This window comes from Shewanella sp. ISS20 (genome assembly GCF_056522965.1).
Window position 1 is genome coordinate 2807563 of sequence record NZ_JAWRZK010000001.1, and the last position, 18321, is coordinate 2825883.

The 18321-nt window shown below is 44.3% G+C and carries 15 protein-coding genes; 9 read left to right on the forward strand and 6 right to left on the reverse strand.

The window, feature by feature from the left end; genetic code table 11:
- Position 1: 1 nt before the first annotated feature.
- Positions 2–586, reverse strand: a complete 585-nt coding sequence (locus AC1HDP_RS12735) for a DNA-3-methyladenine glycosylase I (RefSeq protein WP_479639052.1) — start codon at positions 584–586, stop codon at positions 2–4.
- Positions 587–699: 113 nt separating this feature from the next.
- On the opposite strand from AC1HDP_RS12735, the gene glyQ reads away from it, so the two are divergent.
- Both glyQ and glyS read left to right on the forward strand, forming a co-directional pair.
- Complete coding sequence (glyQ, locus tag AC1HDP_RS12740) at positions 700–1605, forward strand: glycine--tRNA ligase subunit alpha (protein WP_140930151.1); 906 nt, start codon at positions 700–702, stop codon at positions 1603–1605.
- A gap of 10 nt (positions 1606–1615) precedes the next feature.
- On the forward strand, positions 1616–3685 hold the full coding sequence (gene glyS, locus AC1HDP_RS12745) for a glycine--tRNA ligase subunit beta (protein ID WP_479639053.1): 2070 nt from the start codon (positions 1616–1618) through the stop codon (positions 3683–3685).
- A gap of 115 nt (positions 3686–3800) precedes the next feature.
- On the opposite strand, the gene AC1HDP_RS12750 is transcribed toward glyS, so the two are convergent.
- The 5 genes from AC1HDP_RS12750 to dnaA form a co-directional block, all read right to left on the reverse strand.
- The gene (locus AC1HDP_RS12750) at positions 3801–4874 is read right to left on the reverse strand and encodes an HDOD domain-containing protein (RefSeq protein ID WP_479639054.1); all 1074 of its coding nucleotides are present in this window, start codon (positions 4872–4874) and stop codon (positions 3801–3803) included.
- 126 nt (positions 4875–5000) lie between these two features.
- Entirely contained in the window at positions 5001–7418 is a 2418-nt protein-coding gene (gene gyrB, locus AC1HDP_RS12755; RefSeq protein WP_479639055.1) for a DNA topoisomerase (ATP-hydrolyzing) subunit B, read from the reverse strand.
- Between the two features lies 1 nt (position 7419).
- The gene (gene recF / locus AC1HDP_RS12760; RefSeq protein WP_479639891.1) at positions 7420–8523 is read right to left on the reverse strand and encodes a DNA replication/repair protein RecF; all 1104 of its coding nucleotides are present in this window, start codon (positions 8521–8523) and stop codon (positions 7420–7422) included.
- Positions 8524–8553: 30 nt separating this feature from the next.
- Positions 8554–9654 (reverse strand): DNA polymerase III subunit beta, encoded by a 1101-nt coding sequence (gene dnaN / locus AC1HDP_RS12765; RefSeq protein WP_140930147.1) that lies wholly within the window; start codon positions 9652–9654, stop codon positions 8554–8556.
- A 20-nt stretch (positions 9655–9674) separates the two neighbouring features.
- Positions 9675–11057 carry a chromosomal replication initiator protein DnaA gene (gene dnaA, locus AC1HDP_RS12770; RefSeq protein WP_140930146.1) on the reverse strand — a complete coding sequence of 461 codons (1383 nt, stop codon included), beginning with the start codon at positions 11055–11057 and terminating at the stop codon, positions 9675–9677.
- Between the two features lie 444 nt (positions 11058–11501).
- On the opposite strand from dnaA, the gene rpmH reads away from it, so the two are divergent.
- The 7 genes from rpmH (at position 11502) to mnmG (ending at position 18285) form a co-directional block, all read left to right on the forward strand.
- A complete protein-coding gene (rpmH, locus tag AC1HDP_RS12775; RefSeq protein ID WP_006083827.1) occupies positions 11502–11639 on the forward strand; it encodes a 50S ribosomal protein L34 in 138 nt (45 codons plus the stop codon).
- 15 nt (positions 11640–11654) lie between these two features.
- Positions 11655–12011 carry a ribonuclease P protein component gene (rnpA, locus tag AC1HDP_RS12780; protein WP_140930145.1) on the forward strand — a complete coding sequence of 119 codons (357 nt, stop codon included), beginning with the start codon at positions 11655–11657 and terminating at the stop codon, positions 12009–12011.
- The gene (gene yidD / locus AC1HDP_RS12785) at positions 11978–12232 is read left to right on the forward strand and encodes a membrane protein insertion efficiency factor YidD (protein ID WP_140930144.1); all 255 of its coding nucleotides are present in this window, start codon (positions 11978–11980) and stop codon (positions 12230–12232) included. The genes rnpA and yidD overlap by 34 nt, the downstream gene beginning before the upstream one ends.
- 4 nt (positions 12233–12236) lie before the next feature.
- The gene (gene yidC / locus AC1HDP_RS12790) at positions 12237–13859 is read left to right on the forward strand and encodes a membrane protein insertase YidC (protein ID WP_479639056.1); all 1623 of its coding nucleotides are present in this window, start codon (positions 12237–12239) and stop codon (positions 13857–13859) included.
- Between the two features lie 74 nt (positions 13860–13933).
- Entirely contained in the window at positions 13934–15295 is a 1362-nt protein-coding gene (gene mnmE, locus AC1HDP_RS12795; RefSeq protein ID WP_479639057.1) for a tRNA uridine-5-carboxymethylaminomethyl(34) synthesis GTPase MnmE, read from the forward strand.
- Positions 15296–15509: 214 nt separating this feature from the next.
- Positions 15510–15950 carry an FMN-binding protein MioC gene (mioC, locus tag AC1HDP_RS12800; RefSeq protein WP_479639058.1) on the forward strand — a complete coding sequence of 147 codons (441 nt, stop codon included), beginning with the start codon at positions 15510–15512 and terminating at the stop codon, positions 15948–15950.
- A gap of 445 nt (positions 15951–16395) precedes the next feature.
- Positions 16396–18285 (forward strand): tRNA uridine-5-carboxymethylaminomethyl(34) synthesis enzyme MnmG, encoded by a 1890-nt coding sequence (gene mnmG, locus AC1HDP_RS12805; protein ID WP_479639059.1) that lies wholly within the window; start codon positions 16396–16398, stop codon positions 18283–18285.
- Positions 18286–18321 lie beyond the last annotated feature (36 nt).

Sequence of the window (18321 nt, forward strand, 5' to 3'; positions counted from 1 at the left end):
CCTATTTTTTTGCACTCGATTCAAGATAGCAAGGACAAGACGTTAGATGATCGTTCACCATACCGACGGCCTGCATAAAGGCATAACAAATAGTGGGGCCAACAAAGTTAAAGCCTAATTTTTTTAAAGCCTTCGACATGGCTTGCGACTCAGGAGTTTGCGCCGGCACCTCAGCCATAACATTAAAATGATTGATCACAGGTTGACCACCGACAAACGACCAAAGCAATTGTGAAAAGCTATTGACTCCGTTTTGACTATAAGCAAGGTAAGCTTTGGCGTTGCCAATGATGCTATTAATTTTGGCGCGATTGCGAATAATGCGAGTATCTAACAACAAACGCTCAACGTCGTCTTGCGTCATTAAGGCGATTTCTTGTGGATTAAAATCAAAGAAAAGCTCCTCGTAGTTAGCTTGGCGCTTTAAAATGGTTAACCATGATAAGCCAGCCTGTTGACCATCTAAACACAGTTTGGTGAATAACTCTCGGTCATCATAAACTGGTCGTCCCCAAACCTTATCGTGATATTGCTGATAGAGGGGATCGTCAGTTACCCAAGGGCAAGTGGTGGTAATTTGTGACATGAATTTCCTTAACTGACACTAACAGGGTAAATACGTTAAAAATTAGCCTACATAAGACTATTACGACAAGGTATAATTTAAACCATTTTCTATGACAGCCCGAAGCAGTGGATATGACTAGCAAACATGACGTAAAAACCTTTCAGGGGTTTATCCTGACCCTTCAGGAATATTGGGCACAACAAGGTTGTGCCATTATTCAGCCGCTGGATATGGAAGTAGGTGCCGGCACCTTTCATCCTATGACGTTCCTGCGCTCACTGGGCCCAGAACCAATTAATAGCGCTTATGTGCAACCATCACGTCGTCCAACCGACGGTCGCTATGGTGAAAACCCGAATCGTCTTCAACATTACTATCAATTCCAAGTCATGCTGAAACCATCGCCAGATAATATCCAGGAACTGTATTTAGGTTCTTTGCAGGCGTTAGGTATAGATACGCAAATCCATGATATCCGCTTTGTGGAAGATAACTGGGAATCACCAACCTTAGGTGCCTGGGGCTTGGGCTGGGAAGTATGGCTTAACGGTATGGAAGTGACACAGTTCACTTACTTCCAGCAAGTGGGTGGTATTGAATGCACTCCAGTTACCGGTGAAATCACTTACGGTTTAGAACGCTTAGCCATGTATATCCAAGGCGTAGACAGCGTTTACGATCTGGTATGGGCTGACGGTCCATTAGGTAAGATCAGCTACGGTGACGTGTTCCATCAAAATGAAGTTGAGCAATCAACTTATAACTTTGAACACGCCGATGTTGAATTCCAATTTACCGTGTTCGATCAGTGCGAAAAAATGTGTATGCATTTATTGTCACTGGAAAAGCCGCTGCCATTACCAGCTTACGAGCAAGTGATGAAAGCTTCACACGCCTTCAATTTATTAGATGCTCGCCACGCCATCTCTGTTACTGAGCGTCAGCGTTATATTCTGCGAGTTCGTACCATGGCCAAAGCAGTGGCCGAAGCCTATTATCAGGCCCGTGAAGCCCTTGGCTTCCCTATGTGTAAGTAGAGATATCGCCATGAATTTTGAAAATTTGCTGATTGAAATCGGCACCGAAGAGTTGCCGCCAAAGTCACTGCGAACCTTAGCTGAATCTTTATTGGCTAACTTCACTGACGAATTAACCAAGGCCGATCTGCAATTTAGCGATGCCAATTGGTATGCAGCGCCTCGCCGTTTAGCCATTAAAGTGAATGGTTTAGCACTGGCTCAAGCAGACAAAGTCGTTGAAAAACGCGGCCCTGCCGTATCTTCAGCCTTCGATGCCGAAGGTAATGCGACTAAAGCTGCACAAGGTTGGGCTCGTGGTAACGGTATTAGCGTTGAACAAGCTGAGCGTTTAGCCACAGATAAAGGTGAATGGTTAGTTCATTACGCCAACATTACTGGCGCGGCCACTATGGATTTAATTCCAGCCATGGCGCAAAAGGCACTCGATAAGTTACCAATTCCAAAGCCAATGCGCTGGGGTAGCAACAAGACGCAGTTTATCCGTCCAGTGCACACTATTACTATGCTACTGGGCGATAAGTTAGTTGTCGGTGAATTGCTGGGCATTCAAGCCGCTCGCACTATTCGTGGCCACCGCTTTATGGGTGAAGCTAGCTTTGAATTAGATCATGCCGATAACTACTTAAGCTTATTGCTTGAGCGCGGGAAGGTCATGGCTGATTACTTTGCGCGTATGGCTATCATCAAGAATGATGCCGAGCAAGCAGCTGCAGATATTGGCGGCGTGGCTGATATCGAAGAAAGCTTACTTGAAGAAGTATCTTCTCTGGTTGAATGGCCAGTAGTATTAACTGCGCACTTTGAAGAAAAATTCTTAGACGTGCCGGCTGAAGCCTTGGTTTACACCATGAAAGGCGATCAGAAATACTTCCCAGTGTTTGATAAGGCCGGCAAGTTACTGCCGAACTTTATCTTTGTAACTAACATTGAGTCTAAAGATCCAAGCCAAATCATTGCCGGTAATGAAAAAGTGGTTCGCCCTCGCCTTGCCGATGCCGAATTCTTCTTCAATACCGATAAAAAGCACAGCTTAGCGTCTCGTTTAACTAGCCTTGAGACTGTGGTATTCCAGCAGCAATTAGGTACCTTGAAAGCCCGTGTTGAGCGCATTTCAGCCTTAGCCGCCTTCATAGCTACTCAGATTGATGCCAAATCACAAGATGCTGCACGCGCTGGTCTGTTATCAAAAGCAGATTTGATGACCAACATGGTGATGGAATTTACTGATACCCAAGGCACCATGGGTATGCATTACGCCCGTTTAGATGGCGAAAATGAAGCCGTTGCCGTGGCACTGGATGAGCAATATAAGCCTAAGTTCTCAGGTGACACAGTGCCAAGCTCAGGTGTATCGTGCGCCGTTGCTTTAGCTGAAAAGCTTGATACCTTAACCGGTATTTTCGGCATTGGCCAAGCGCCAAAAGGTGCGGCTGACCCATTCGCGCTGCGCCGCGCCGCTATCGGTGTACTGAGAATTATCGTTGAAAACAAGCTGCCATTAGACTTAGTGGATTTAATTGCTGAAGGTATTCGCTTACACGGCGAAACCTTAACTAATACCAATGCTAATGAAGATGTGCTTGAGTTCTTAATGGCACGATTCCGTGCTTGGTATCAAGATAAAGGCATAGGCGTTGACGTTATCTTAGCGGTACTGGCTCGTCGCCCTACTCGCCCGGCGGATTTTGATGCCCGTATTCAAGCCGTGGCTCACTTTAGAAGCTTAGATGCTGCTATGGCATTAGCCGCAGCTAATAAGCGCGTGAGTAATATTCTTGCCAAGGTTGAAGGTGAATTACCAACAGCCATTGATAGCCAGTTATTAACGGCCAAAGAAGAAATCGAACTTGCCGCGCACTTAAACAAGTTGCAGCCGCAATTAGATCCATTATTCGCACGCGGTGATTACCAGCAAGCTTTGATTCTGCTGGCTGGATTACGCAGCGACGTAGATAACTTCTTTGAAGCGGTAATGGTCATGGCCGATGATTTAGCCTTGCGTCACAACCGTTTGGCATTGCTAGGCCAATTGCGCCAGCAGTTCTGGCATGTTGCTGATATTTCGTTACTGCAATAATCACTAGTCTACATTTATAGCCATCTACATTAGTTGGCTATCGCAGTTAACACCAAAGACCAGTCCTATGACTGGTCTTTTTGTATCTTGCTTGTGTTTATGTAAGAGGTAACTATTAATTCTCAAGAGTCACTAATTTTTCGTGAAGCTCTAAAAAGTCTTCTAACGATAAGTCGATACGTTGTAAATGCAAAGGTAACTGTTCTTCATCCAAGCGTTTGGCTTGATACAGCATTGAGAGTTCACTAATGGCATTGGCGCGCCATATCACCGCCGCTAAGCCGCCATCGGGGCGATAGTTAACATTCGCAAGCCTTTCTAATTCTTCACAATAAATAGGCGGTAAGCGCCAACATTTCATCAAACTAGCACTCAGCACTAAACTGCGACTCGTCATGGCTTGTCTAAATAAGTGCGATCTTGGCTGCTCACCAACCTCAGCCACGACAAATTGATCCAATAAAATTTTAAAAATAGCTATCTTGCCAACGTCATGCAATAAGCCCATTAAAAATGCAGTATCGGCATCATCTGTGGCCATTTCTCCCGCCAAAAATGCCACTTGTAATGAATGGTGCCAAATTTGCGCGCCAAAGCGGCGGTAGTAAATCGGCTTAATATCAATAATGTCTTTCACCATGCTTGAGGTGACAAAGCGGCGAATTTGGTCGCGCCCTAAAGATACTAACGCTTGCTGAAGATTAATGACGTCTTTAGTGCCGCGCCTAAACGCGGGTGAATTACAGAGTTTTAGCACTTCAATGCTAATCATAGGGTCTTGCTGCAATAGCTTTAAAATCGCCTGCACATCGCATTCAGGATTAGCTAGCTGCTTATCAATCTCTATCACTCGACTGGAAAGTTTTAAGACTTTAGCAGCGATTTGTTCTGGGTCGCTTAATGCCTTAGCCACATTTTCTATGACTTTTTTCTCGAGATTATTGGCAACCCCGCCACTGTCTTCGGAATCTACTTGAAACAACAAGCTATAAAACATGGCGGATGAATCAATACTATTGATTAATTTAGATTCTACAGGCGTCACTTGGGATGATTTATGGATGGGCTTAGCCGCACTCACTGCGGCTATTGCTTGCCCTCCTGCCATAGTGGCTTGGGAAGCCGGTTTAGAGATACTGACTTCAACGTCATCTCTAAAATTAAAAATTTTGTCAAATAATTTTCTCACAGCGCCACCTTGGCTATTAGCAATATAACTGACTCTCAATCCCCTTTACCTGATTAATTTTAGTCGAAATTTGGCAAAAAAAAACGCGACTCAAGAGTCGCGTTTATTGTTAACTAACTTAGAGCACTAGACGTCTAGGTTAGCCACGTTCAAGGCGTTAGCTTCAATAAACTCACGTCTTGGTTCAACATTGTCGCCCATTAAGGTAGTAAACAATTGATCGGCGCCAACGGCATCATCAATGGTCACTTGCAACATACGACGCTGCTCAGGATCCATAGTGGTTTCCCACAATTGCTCTGGGTTCATCTCACCCAGTCCTTTATAGCGCTGGATATATAAACCGCGCTGAGCTTCCTGCATCAACCATTCAAGTGCTTCTGCAAAGCTAGCCACTTGCTTAGTACGTTCGCCGCGCTGTACATAACCATTAGCTTCGACCAGACCTTCTAATTCAGATGCCAGACGCACCATACGCTGGTAATCAGCAGAGCTAAAGAAGTCATGACCCAGCAAGTAATGAGTATCAATACCATGCTTACGAATTGTGATTTGCGGTAAATACTGCTGACGCTCAGGATCAAACATCGCTTGCGCTGAATACAGCACGCCGGTGTTTTCACGCTCACGTAAGTCAGAAATTAACGAATCACACCAAGCTGTCATCAAACCTTCATCTAACAGCATTTCAGTCGTGACTTCAGGGTGATACAGCATGCGTTCAGTCACAATCCGTGGGTAACGTAAAGACAGACGCTCAATCATGGCTTCTACTTCACGGAACTGGTTCACTAAGCGCTCTAATGGGCCACCGCTCATGCCAGGAATGCCAGGTGCTGAGTATAAAGTGGCGCCATCTAACGCTTGCGTGGTCAGATACTGAGTCCTGGCCGCTTCATCTTTCAGATACTGCTCTTGCTTACCGCGTTTCACTTTATATAAAGGCGGCTGGGCAATATAAATATAACCACGCTCAATCAGTTCCGGCATTTGACGGAAGAAGAAGGTCAACAGCAAGGTACGAATGTGCGAGCCGTCGACGTCAGCATCCGTCATGATAATGATGTTGTGATAACGAGTCTTATCTGGGTTATATTCATCGCGGCCAATACCACAACCTAAGGCAGTGATCAGTGTCGCCACTTCTTGTGAAGATAACATCTTATCAAAACGCGCTTTTTCAACGTTTAAGATCTTACCCTTAAGCGGCAAAATAGCTTGGTTTTTACGATTTCGGCCTTGTTTGGCGCTGCCGCCGGCCGAGTCACCTTCCACTATGTAAATTTCAGATAAACCAGGATCTTTTTCTTGGCAATCGGCTAACTTACCCGGTAAACCACCTAAATCTAACGCGCCTTTACGACGCGTCATTTCACGGGCTTTACGGGCCGCTTCACGAGCACGCGCAGCATCAATGATCTTGCCAACAATTAATCGAGCATCGCCTGGGTTTTCCAGCAGATAATCATTGAGTTTTTCACCCATGGTCTGCTCAACCGCGGTCTTAACTTCACTCGATACTAATTTATCTTTAGTTTGCGAGCTGAATTTAGGATCTGGTACTTTAACCGAAATAACCGCGGTCAAACCTTCACGAGCATCATCGCCAGTCGCGTTAGTCTTACCTTTCTTATTGAAGCCTTCACGCTCCATATAAGTGTTAAGGTTACGAGTCAAGGCACTACGGAAACCCGCTAAGTGAGTACCGCCATCGCGCTGTGGGATGTTGTTGGTGAAACAAAAAATGTTTTCTTGGAAACCATCATTCCACTGCATAGCCACTTCAACGGTAATGCCGTCGTCACGCTCTTGAGTAAAATGGAACACATCTTTGTTAACTGGCGTCTTGTTGCGATTTAAGTAATCAACAAATGCGCTAATACCGCCTTCATACTGGAAAAATTCATTTTTAGCATCACGGTCATCCATTAAACGGATGCCAACGCCTGAGTTCAAAAATGACAACTCACGTACGCGTTTAGCTAAGATCTCATAGTGATACAAGGTATCAGTAAAAGTCTCATGGCTTGGCCAAAAACGAATCGTAGTACCGGTTTTGCTTGCTTGACCAATCTCTTTGATTGGCGCATCAGGCACACCGTGGGTATAAAACTGCTCATAGACCTTGCCATCACGGCGAATGGTCATCTGCAGCTTTTCAGACAAGGCGTTTACTACTGAAACACCAACGCCGTGTAAGCCACCAGACACTTTATAAGAGTTATCATCAAACTTACCGCCAGCGTGCAGTACCGTCATAATAACTTCAGCCGCCGAAACACCTTCTTCTGGGTGGATAGCTACCGGAATACCACGACCATCATCTTGCACCGACACAGAACCGTCGGTGTGAATTCTGATGGTAATATCGTGACAATGGCCAGCCAAAGCTTCGTCGATTGAGTTATCGACCACTTCGAACACCATATGATGCAGACCTGAACCATCGTCGGTATCACCGATATACATCCCAGGTCTTTTACGTACCGCATCAAGGCCCTTAAGGACCTTAATACTCGAAGAATCGTAACTATTCTCTGACATATTATTCTCTCATCGTGTGTTCAATTTGCGTTACCAGCCCCTGTTCCACATGGAACACCTTACTCGGTGCTATGTGTAAGCAATCGACAATGGCTGCAGGTTCAATAGCGGTCACAAAAATTTGTGCGCCCGTATCGGTCAATTGTTTTAGCAGTAATTGTCGGTGCTGAGCATCTAGCTCTGAAGGCAGATCATCGACTAAATAAATACTGTTTTTGCCAGTTTGTTGCCTTAATAAACGGCCTTGGGCAATACGTAAGGCACATACCAATAACTTCAGCTGCCCACGGGATAAAGCGTCTTGTGCCGGTAAATTTTCTACCCGCAATCTCAAGTCAGCTTTATGTGGACCACTTACCGTATGCCCCATTCCCAGATCACGCTGATATTGCTGTTCAAGCAACTGATTTAAATCAGTTTTACTATCCCAACCGCGTGTAAAAGAAATCTTTAGTTCTACCTGGGGTAAAAACTCCTCGATTATACCCTTTAGTCGCTCATTTAACGAGTCCACATACCGTTTTCTTGCCTCAGTAACAGGCTCGGCATAACGAACTAACTCCTTATCCCAATACTGAATTTGCTGATAGCTAGCACCGTCTCGTAATAACTGATTACGCTGCTTCATGATGCGTCTAACATTGACCCAAGCAGGATAAAAATGCGGGTCGGCATGAAAGGTACCCCAATCAATAAACTGCCGCCGCGACTGTGGACCTTCAAACAGTAGGGAAAAGCTTTCGGGTGTAATGACCTGTATGGGTAGGGATTCGGCTAACACAGATAAACGTTTGACCCGAGCGCCATCAATTTTGACCTCAGTATCGCCGTTTCTGTGCTTTCTAAAGCCGACCTTGCCTGCTTGGCCGCTTTGTTCATGTTGCAACTGAGCAAATAAGGTTAGCTGCTCAGCGTCGCACTGTATGACTCGTTGACTGATGTGGCTGCGAAAAGAGCGCCCCATCCCCAAAAAATAAATGGCTTCAAGAATACTGGTCTTACCGCTGCCGTTGGGGCCATAGATCAAATTCAGCCCAGTGCCGGGGGACAATTGGGCTGAAGATAGATTGCGAAAGGATTCTATAGTTAAGCGTGAAATGCTCATAAAAATGGCAGAGAACTCTGCCACAATCTCCTACAAACGCATTGGCATGACAACATACATAGAATCTTGATCTTGGTAATTTTCAAGTAAAGCACTTGAGTTACCGTCAATCAGAGTAATACGTACATCTTCATTTTTAAGGTTATTGAGAACATCTAATAAATAACTGACGTTAAAACCAATTTCCAATGCTTGTCCCTGGTAATCAATATCAATGATTTCTTCCGCTTCTTCTTGCTCAGGATTATTTGCCGTAATTTTCATCAAACCTGGCTCTAACTGAATGCGCACACCGCGAAATTTTTCATTGGACAATATTGATGCCCGGGTTAAGGCTTGTTTTAAATGATGACGACTGGCGATCACAATTTTATCACCGCCCTTAGGCAGTACGCGGCGATAATCAGGGAAACGACCATCCACTAACTTACTGGTGAACACCGCATTAGCCGTGGTCGCACGAATGGCATTTTCACCAATCGCCAAAGTAATATCTTGATCGTCACCATCCATCAAACGCGCTAATTCCATCACGCCTTTGCGCGGTACAATCACTTGTCTTTCAGGCAAATTAGCTTCCGTGGTGCGATGACTTAACGCCAATCTATGACCATCAGTCGCAATTGCGCGCAACATATTGCCTTCGGTTTCAAGTAACAAACCGTTCAAATAATAACGAACATCCTGATTAGCCATAGAAAATTGTGTGGCATCTATCAGTGACTTAAGCGTACCTTGCTTAAGAGTTAATTCAGTATCCGCTTGAAAAGCATCAACATTTGGATATTCTTGCGCTGGCAAGGTCGCTAATGAAAAACGACTGCGGCCACAACGTAGTAACCACTTATTGTCTTGCTGCTCGACTTTAATTTCTGTTTGTTCTGGTAAGGATTTAACGATATCCAGTAACTTTTTAGCAGGAACTGTCGTTTGCCCTTCGACGATATCGCCATGAAGCTGAGCTTGACCCACTAATTCAACTTCAAGATCCGTACCAGTCAACTTGAGTGAGTGACCACTTACCTCTACCAATAGGTTGGCTAAAATAGGTAAATTATGGCGTCTCTCAACAGCCCCACTCACAAGTTGTAACGGCTTTAAAAGGGCATCCCTATCAATTGAAAATTTCATGGTTTGCGGTTCCCTGCCTTTTAGGAAGATAAAGTTCTAATCAAGTTCGCATAATCTTCTTTAATGTCATGACTTTCTTCGCGCAATTGCGCGATTTTACGACAAGCATGTAGCACAGTAGTATGATCACGCCCACCAAAAGCATCGCCAATTTCAGGCAAACTTTGGTTGGTTAATTCTTTCGATAATGCCATGGCCACTTGACGCGGACGAGCCACACTGCGTGAACGACGCTTTGATAGCATGTCAGCCATTTTTATCTTGTAATACTCTGCCACGGTTTTTTGAATATTATCAATAGTGACCAGTTTTTCTTGCAGAGCTAATAAATCGCGCAGTGCTTCACGCACAAAATCAATGGTGATCGGTCTGCCAGTAAAATTGGCATTAGCAATCACGCGGTTGAGCGCGCCTTCAAGTTCTCGCACGTTCGAACGTAAACGCTTAGCAATGAAGAAAGCCACTTCATCTGGCAGATTAATGCCGCTTTCTTGCGCCTTGCGCATTAATATTGCTACTCGGGTTTCTAATTCCGGTGGCTCGATAGCTACCGTTAAGCCCCAGCCAAAACGTGATTTTAATCTGTCTTCAACGCCATCAATTTCTTTAGGATAACGATCTGAGGTCAAGATGACCTGATGGTTACCTTCTAATAACGCATTGAAAGTGTGGAAAAACTCTTCTTGCGAGCGATCTTTGTTAGCAAAAAACTGAATATCATCGATAAATAACGCATCAACACTACGGTAATAACGCTTAAATTCTTCAATAGCATTATTTTGCAGCGCTTTCACCATATCTTGAACAAAGCGCTCTGAATGCATATAAACCACTTTAGCATTGGGATTATTTTTAATAATGCCATTGCCAACAGCATGCAACAGGTGAGTTTTACCTAAGCCCGTGCCGCCATAAAGAAATAATGGGTTATAAGCACCACCTGGATTTTCAGCCACTTGTAATGCAGCCGCTTTGCCGAGTTGGTTCGATTTACCTTCAACAAAATTGTCAAATTGGTAAGTCGGATTGATGTTGCTGCGATGATTAATATTAGATACTGGTTCGCGCTGGCTTTGAAAACCTGTTGCCACTTGTGGGCGAACCATAGCTGGACCTGCCGTTCTTACTGGCGCTGGCGCAGCAACCGGCTTGGCTGATGGGCGACTACCTATATCAAAACGCAACTTAGGAGCATTACTACCTAGTTGTTCAATAAAGAATTGATTAATAATATTGATATATTTATCACGAACCCAATCGAGCACGAAACGATTGGGCGCATAAAGCACCAGTGTCTCGCCATCCATTTCGGCCTGCAACGGTCTTATCCACATACTGAATTGTTGAGCAGACAGCTCGTCTTGCAGTCGTCCGATACATTGTTGCCAAAGTGAAACCGCCACTGAACTTATCCCCAAAAAGACCAACCGAAAGGATAGGTATTCTATAGGGAGATCACGCTGATCGCTATCCTTTAAATATATTTATCCCCAACTAAGAATTTGGATCCAAAAAGGCTTGATCAGTCAAGATCTAATGCGATCAAATATGTGCGAAATTCAGCAAACTGCCGCTTTATAAAGGGATCTTAGCTGATCTATTTTAGTGGCGTCAGATCTTATTTAATTAATCAACAAACACCAGATGTAGTGGTACTTCACAGACTTATCCACATTTTCTGGTGTATCTGGTCAGGATCTTGATTAACCAAGTTGAAGAGTATTTCAGTTTCATTAGGGCTTTCTGTTGACTGCCCCTAATAAAGTGATTACAATTCGGCCTCTTTTTCCACCTTAGTCTCATTTTGACGCTAAGGCACATTAACTAAACAAAGACGGATTGCCATCATGAGTAAACGTACTTTTCAACCTAGCAACCTGAAGCGCAAGCGTTCTCACGGCTTCCGCGCTCGTATGGCTACTGTAGGCGGCCGTAAGGTGCTTGCACGTCGTCGTGCGAAAGGTCGCGCTCGTTTATCTGCTTAATAAGTAGATAACTAGGTGACTAGCTATACCTTTACGCGGGAGTTACGCTTGTTAACTCCCGCGCAATTTAAATCTGTATTCAACAATCCCCTTAAAGCATCTTCTGCTGATATTACCTTGCTTGCAATTTCTAATGGTCAGGAACACCCTCGCCTTGGATTAACTGTGCCTAAACGCCAAGTTAAACATGCTAATCAACGTAATCGCATCAAAAGAGTCATTAGGGAAAGTTTCCGTTTACATCAAGATCAAATCCCTGATGCTGATATCGTGGTTTTGGTTCGTCACGGTTGCTTAGCGATGGATAATGCAGAATTACATTGTTTGATAGAAAAGCTATGGCGAAAACTCTCTCGCCGATTCAATGGCTAGCAACCACGTTCATTCGTGGTTATCAAATCTTCATCAGCCCTTTACTGGGTCCTCGATGTCGTTTCACTCCCTCTTGCTCACATTACGCGATAGAAGCAATTCAAACTCACGGATCAGTAAAAGGGAGTTGGTTTGCTCTCAAACGCATATTAAAATGTCACCCTTTACATCCCGGCGGTAGTGATCCCGTCCCTCCCAAAAACGACAGGTGCAATAAATAAGGTTATGGAATCTCAACGTAATATATTGCTAATCGGTTTGCTGGTTGTCAGCTTCCTGCTGTGGCAACAATGGCAGACTGACAACGCGCCTCAAGCGCCGATACACACGACTGTAGCTTCTCAAACCGCTACTGCAGACCATAATTCTGATGTTCCGACATCAGATGCTAGTGTTCCTGCGCTTCATACAGCGGCTTCAAAAGACTTGATCAGTGTTAAAACCGACCAGTTGGATGTGAAAATCAATCCAGTAGGTGGTGATATAGTTTATGCGGCGTTAGTAGCCCACAAGCTAGAACAAAACAAAGATCAGCCTTTTGTATTACTTGAGCAAACTCCAGCTTATACCTACATTGCCCAAAGTGGATTAATCGGTACCAATGGTATTGATAGCATTAAAGGCCGTGCTCATTTTACTGCTGCCAAGCAAGATTACGCTATGGCTGCGGGTGAAACGACACTGGAAGTTCCTTTAACTTTTACTGCTGCTGATGGTGTGACTTACACTAAAGTGTTTACCTTCCACCAAGGTAAATTCGATATTGGTGTTGATTACCGCATCAAAAACACCACTGCTGAGCCATTACAAGTTCAGATGTACGGTCAGATTAAGCAAACCGTCAAGGCTAGTGAATCTAGCATGATGATGCCAACTTATCGTGGCGCCGCTTTCTCTACCGCTAAAGAGCGTTACGAAAAGTACTCATTTGAAGACATGAGTAAAAGCAACTTAGATACCGTCACCCAAGGTGGCTGGGCCGCTATGTTGCAGCACTATTTTGTATCCGCTTGGGTTCCACAAGCCACTGAGCAAAATACCCTATTTACCAGTGTTAGTGGCGGTATGGCCAACATTGGCTTCCGTAGCCAAGTGCAGAATATTGCGCCTGACACCACGGTAAATTTGGCCGCTCAATTCTATGTGGGCCCTAAATACCAAGAGCAATTATCTGCCATCTCACCAACGCTGAACCTAGTGGTAGATTATGGTTTCTTGTGGTGGTTAGCCGTTCCAATTTACAAATTATTGATGTTCTTCCAGTCAATCGTTGGTAACTGGGGTGTGGCCATTATCTTAATTACTCTGACAGTTCGTGGCTTACTCTATCCATTAACCAAGGCACAATATGTGTCTATGGCTAAGATGCGTAACCTGCAGCCAAAACTGGCTGAACTGAAAGAACGCTTTGGTGATGACCGTCAAAAGATGGGTCAGGCCATGATGGAACTGTACAAGAAAGAAAAAGTTAACCCTATGGGTGGCTGTTTACCTATCTTGTTACAGATGCCAATCTTCATTGCCTTGTACTGGGTATTGTTAGAAAGCGTTGAATTACGTCACGCACCGTTTGTTTTATGGATCCATGACCTGTCGGTTCAAGACCCATACTACATTCTGCCGCTGTTGATGGGCGCGTCTATGTGGTACATGCAGAAGATGCAACCTATTGCACCTACCATGGACCCTATGCAAGTTAAAATGATGCAGTGGATGCCAGTGGTATTTACCGTATTCTTCTTGTGGTTCCCAGCGGGTCTGGTTCTGTACTGGTTAGTAGGTAACTTAGTTGCCATTATCCAGCAGAAGATTATTTATGCCAACCTCGAGAAAAAAGGCTTAAAATAAGCCGATAGCTAAACCAAAAAAAGGCGGCTTATTGCCGCCTTTTTGTTTTCTTTTATTTGAAATGGGTAACACGCGTGACAACAGAAACTATCGTGGCACAGGCTACCGCCCCCGGTCGTGGCGGTGTGGGCATCATCCGCATTTCGGGAAAATTAGCAGCATCTGCCGCCATGGAAGTGCTCGGTCACTTACCTAAGACTCGCTATGCTGATTACTGTGATTTTAAAGCGGCCGATGGTCATGTGATTGACCAAGGTATTGCCTTATTCTTTAAAGGCCCAAACTCATTTACCGGTGAAGATGTTCTTGAACTGCAAGGTCATGGCGGTCAAATCGTTCTCGATATGCTGATAAAACGCGTACTGGAAATTACCGGTATTCGTATTGCTCGCCCAGGTGAGTTCAGCGAACAAGCCTTTATGAATGATAAGCTCGATTTAACTCAAGCTGAAGCCATTGCCGATTTGATTGATGCCACCAGTGAACAAGCAGCCAAAAGTGCGCTGCAATCACTGCAAGGCGAATTCTCAAAAGAAGTACACACTTTAGTCGAGCAAGTGACCAATTTACGCCTCTATGTCGAAGCTGCCATTGATTTCCCCGATGAAGAAGTGGATTTTCTGTCTGATGGCAAAATTGCCAGCGCCCTATATCGCATCATAGATAAACTAGATGTTGTGCAAGCGAGCGCAAAACAAGGCGCAATTATTCGCGAAGGCATGAAAGTGGTTATCGCTGGTCGCCCCAATGCTGGTAAATCAAGCTTATTAAATGCCTTAGCTGGTAAAGAATCAGCCATTGTGACCGAAATTGCCGGCACTACGCGCGATGTATTGCGTGAACACATACATTTAGATGGTATGCCTTTGCATATTATCGATACCGCAGGCCTGCGTGATACCACAGATACCGTTGAACAAATTGGTATTGAGCGCGCCTGGAATGAAATAAAAAGAGCTGATCGAGTGCTGTTTATGGTGGATGGCACCACGACTAGCGCCGTCGATCCACACAATATCTGGCCAGATTTTATCGATCGCCTGCCTGCGGGTTTAGGCATTACTGTGATACGTAATAAAGCCGATCTCACCGGCGAATCGTTAGATTGCACTGAAGAGCAAGGCCACAGCGTCTATCGAATTTCAGCGAAAACCGGCCTAGGTGTAGAGGAACTCAAGCTGCATTTAAAGAGTTTGATGGGATACCAAAACAACCTTGAAGGCGGTTTTATTGCTCGCCGACGCCATTTAGAAGCGCTAGCCCTCGCCGCTGAGCACTTACAAATAGGTAAAGAGCAGCTAGAAGTATACGAGGCGGGTGAATTGTTAGCAGAAGAACTACGCATGACGCAGCAAGCATTATCAGAAATTACGGGCCAATTCACTTCAGATGACCTGTTAGGCAAGATATTTAGTTCATTCTGTATCGGTAAATAACGATTAAAGGAGCCTACAGGCTCCTTTTTTTATGCCCAATAAGCCAACTTCAGCTAAAAGCTCACCTCTTTTTGACCTGCTATCTATCAAGTATCAGCCTAAAATAGTCAATTTATAGGCTAATAAGCCCTGCCAGCTTGCTAGAAGCCATACTAAGCAATCAGTTACTATAGCCCCATCATTTAGGACTACAGGTCCCTCATTAGGAAAAATCATGAGTAAAATTGAAATTATTGTCGGTACTACTTTAGGTGGTACTGAATATGTAGCTGATGAAATGCTGCCATTATTGAGTGATTTTGGCTATGAAGTCACCCTACATTTAGCGCCAGAATTAGCCGATTTAGATCCAAAATCCCTATGGATTATCGTGTCATCTACCCATGGCGCAGGTGATTTACCAGACAATTTACAGCCGTTATTAAAGCAATTACTCCTCTTACAACCCTCGCTTGCTGAGCTAACTTTTGCTTTGTGTGCCATCGGCGACTCCAACTACGACACTTTTTGTCAGGGGCCGGAAAGCTTAGTTTCAGAGTTATCATTTTTAGGCGCCACGGAAATTGTGGACAAGATCCAAATCGACATTAAACAGCAAACGATCCCGGAAGATGCCGCTATTCATTGGCTTAAGCAATGGATCAAGCGCATCTAAACCGATCATAAGATCAATAAAACCAGATCTACCCACAATTTAGATCTGGTTTATCCACAAAGCACTACCAAAAAGGATAAATCTGTGGATAAGCTATTATTTTTCTCTGATCAACTCATGTACTATTCACACTCCTGCTTGGTTAAAGATCGTACCTGTGGATAAAGTAGCGATCTATCCCCACCTTATTTGCTAATAGATCCCCGTTAGATCACAGGATCAGTATGTCGCAACCTAATGAATTATAAGTCTTTATAGGCTTACCCACAGAAAATGGCGATCCTAATAATAAGACATAATAAGAGATCTATATAAAGATCTTAAGATCTATTAAGCCGATCACCTTAAGATCTTTCAATGCAAATAGATCATTCACCTTGGCACAGACAAATGCTAAAATAGCCAACTCGTAAAGTTTCGATCTTTAATATCAAAAGGCAGTTTTATGCATTTTCATGAACGGTTTGATGTAATTGTTGTAGGTGGTGGTCATGCCGGAACTGAAGCCGCATTGGCTGCTGCCAGAATGGGCTCAAAAACCCTGTTGCTGACCCATAACGTTGATACTCTTGGACAAATGTCTTGCAACCCAGCCATTGGTGGCATAGGTAAAGGCCATTTGGTTAAAGAAATTGATGCCTTAGGCGGCGCAATGGCAATAGCCACCGACTTAGCTGGCATTCAATTTAGGACCTTAAATTCAAGTAAGGGCCCAGCAGTACGAGCGACTAGAGCTCAAGCTGATCGCGCTTTGTATAAACATGCGATCTTAAATATTTTACAGAACCAGTCAAACCTGCGTATTTTCCAACAAGGCGTAGACGATCTTGTGGTTGAAAACGATCAAGTGGTTGGTGTCGTCACCCAGATGGGTTTAGCGTTCGCTGCTAAGAGTGTGGTGTTAACTGCAGGTACTTTCCTTGGCGGTAAAATCCATATTGGTTTAGAGAATTACAGCGGTGGCCGTGCTGGCGATCCACCTTCTATCGCCTTAGCCAATCGTTTACGTGAATTACCGATTCGTGTCGGTCGCTTAAAGACAGGTACACCACCAAGAATTGATGCCAATACCATTGATTTTGCTCAAATGACTGAGCAGAAAGGTGATGATCCATTACCTGTGATGTCGTTCGTTGGCAAAGTTGAGCAACATCCACGTCAGGTATCATGCTACGTGACTCATACCAATGAGCAAACCCATGACATTATTCGCGGTGGTTTAGATCGTAGTCCTATGTATTCAGGCGTGATTGAAGGCATTGGCCCACGTTATTGCCCAAGCATTGAAGATAAAATTCATCGCTTCTCTGACAAAAACTCACATCAAATTTTTATTGAGCCAGAAGGTTTAACCACCACAGAAATTTACCCTAACGGTATTTCTACTAGCTTACCTTTTGATGTGCAGATCAACTTAGTGCGCTCGATCAAAGGCATGGAAAATGCTGAGATCATTCGTCCTGGTTACGCTATTGAATATGATTATTTCGATCCAAGAGATCTGAAAAACTCATTAGAAACGAAAGCGATCAAAGGTTTATTCTTTGCAGGACAAATCAATGGTACTACTGGCTATGAAGAAGCCGGTGCCCAAGGTTTGTTAGCCGGTATGAACGCCTCGTTATTCGTGCAAGAAAAAGATGCGTGGGCACCACGTCGCGATGAAGCGTATTTAGGGGTGTTAGTTGATGACTTATCAACTTTAGGTACCAAAGAACCGTACCGCATGTTTACTAGCCGCGCCGAATACCGTTTGTTGCTGCGTGAAGATAACGCTGACTTACGCTTAACCGAAAAAGGTCGTGAGTTAGGTCTGATTGATGATGACCGTTGGGCTAAATTCAATACCAAGCGCGAAGCGATTGAAACTGAATTGCAACGTTTACGTGGTCAGTGGATCCATGCAAACTCGCCTTTAGTAGAAGCGTTGAATCCACACTTGAATACGCCAATTACCCGTGAAGCAACCTTTGAAGATTTACTGAAAAGGCCTGAACTTGATTATGACAAGCTGATGAAAGTTGAAGGTTTTGGCCCTGCCATTAGCGACCCAAGGGCCGCAGAGCAAGTGCAAATTCAGGTAAAATATTCAGGCTACATTCAGCGCCAGCAAGATGAAATTGCGAAAGCTATGCGTAATGAGAATACCGGCTTACCGTTAACCTTGGATTACCATGAAGTACCTGGGTTATCCAATGAAGTAATTGCCAAACTCAACACCCATAAGCCAGAAACTATAGGCCAAGCCTCACGGATTTCAGGGATCACTCCCGCGGCCATTTCAATTTTATTAGTGCATCTGAAAAAGCGCGGTTTATTGCGTAAATCAGCTTAGTACTAACGGCTTACTAGCATTATTCAAGGGAAGCTT

What these genes read in the sequence shown, in the direction of transcription:
- yidD (WP_140930144.1), top strand. Translation starts at nt 11,978, where the DNA reads ATGGCGAAAACTCTCTCGCCGATTCAATGGCTAGCAACCACGTTCATT.
- rpmH (WP_006083827.1), top strand. Translation starts at nt 11,502, where the DNA reads ATGAGTAAACGTACTTTTCAACCTAGCAACCTGAAGCGCAAGCGTTCT.
- recF (WP_479639891.1), bottom strand. Translation starts at nt 8,523, where the DNA reads ATGAGCATTTCACGCTTAACTATAGAATCCTTTCGCAATCTATCTTCA.
- dnaN (WP_140930147.1), bottom strand. Translation starts at nt 9,654, where the DNA reads ATGAAATTTTCAATTGATAGGGATGCCCTTTTAAAGCCGTTACAACTT.
- glyQ (WP_140930151.1), top strand. Translation starts at nt 700, where the DNA reads ATGACTAGCAAACATGACGTAAAAACCTTTCAGGGGTTTATCCTGACC.
- glyS (WP_479639053.1), top strand. Translation starts at nt 1,616, where the DNA reads ATGAATTTTGAAAATTTGCTGATTGAAATCGGCACCGAAGAGTTGCCG.
- gyrB (WP_479639055.1), bottom strand. Translation starts at nt 7,418, where the DNA reads ATGTCAGAGAATAGTTACGATTCTTCGAGTATTAAGGTCCTTAAGGGC.
- mioC (WP_479639058.1), top strand. Translation starts at nt 15,510, where the DNA reads ATGAGTAAAATTGAAATTATTGTCGGTACTACTTTAGGTGGTACTGAA.
- mnmG (WP_479639059.1), top strand. Translation starts at nt 16,396, where the DNA reads ATGCATTTTCATGAACGGTTTGATGTAATTGTTGTAGGTGGTGGTCAT.
- AC1HDP_RS12735 (WP_479639052.1), bottom strand. Translation starts at nt 586, where the DNA reads ATGTCACAAATTACCACCACTTGCCCTTGGGTAACTGACGATCCCCTC.
- yidC (WP_479639056.1), top strand. Translation starts at nt 12,237, where the DNA reads ATGGAATCTCAACGTAATATATTGCTAATCGGTTTGCTGGTTGTCAGC.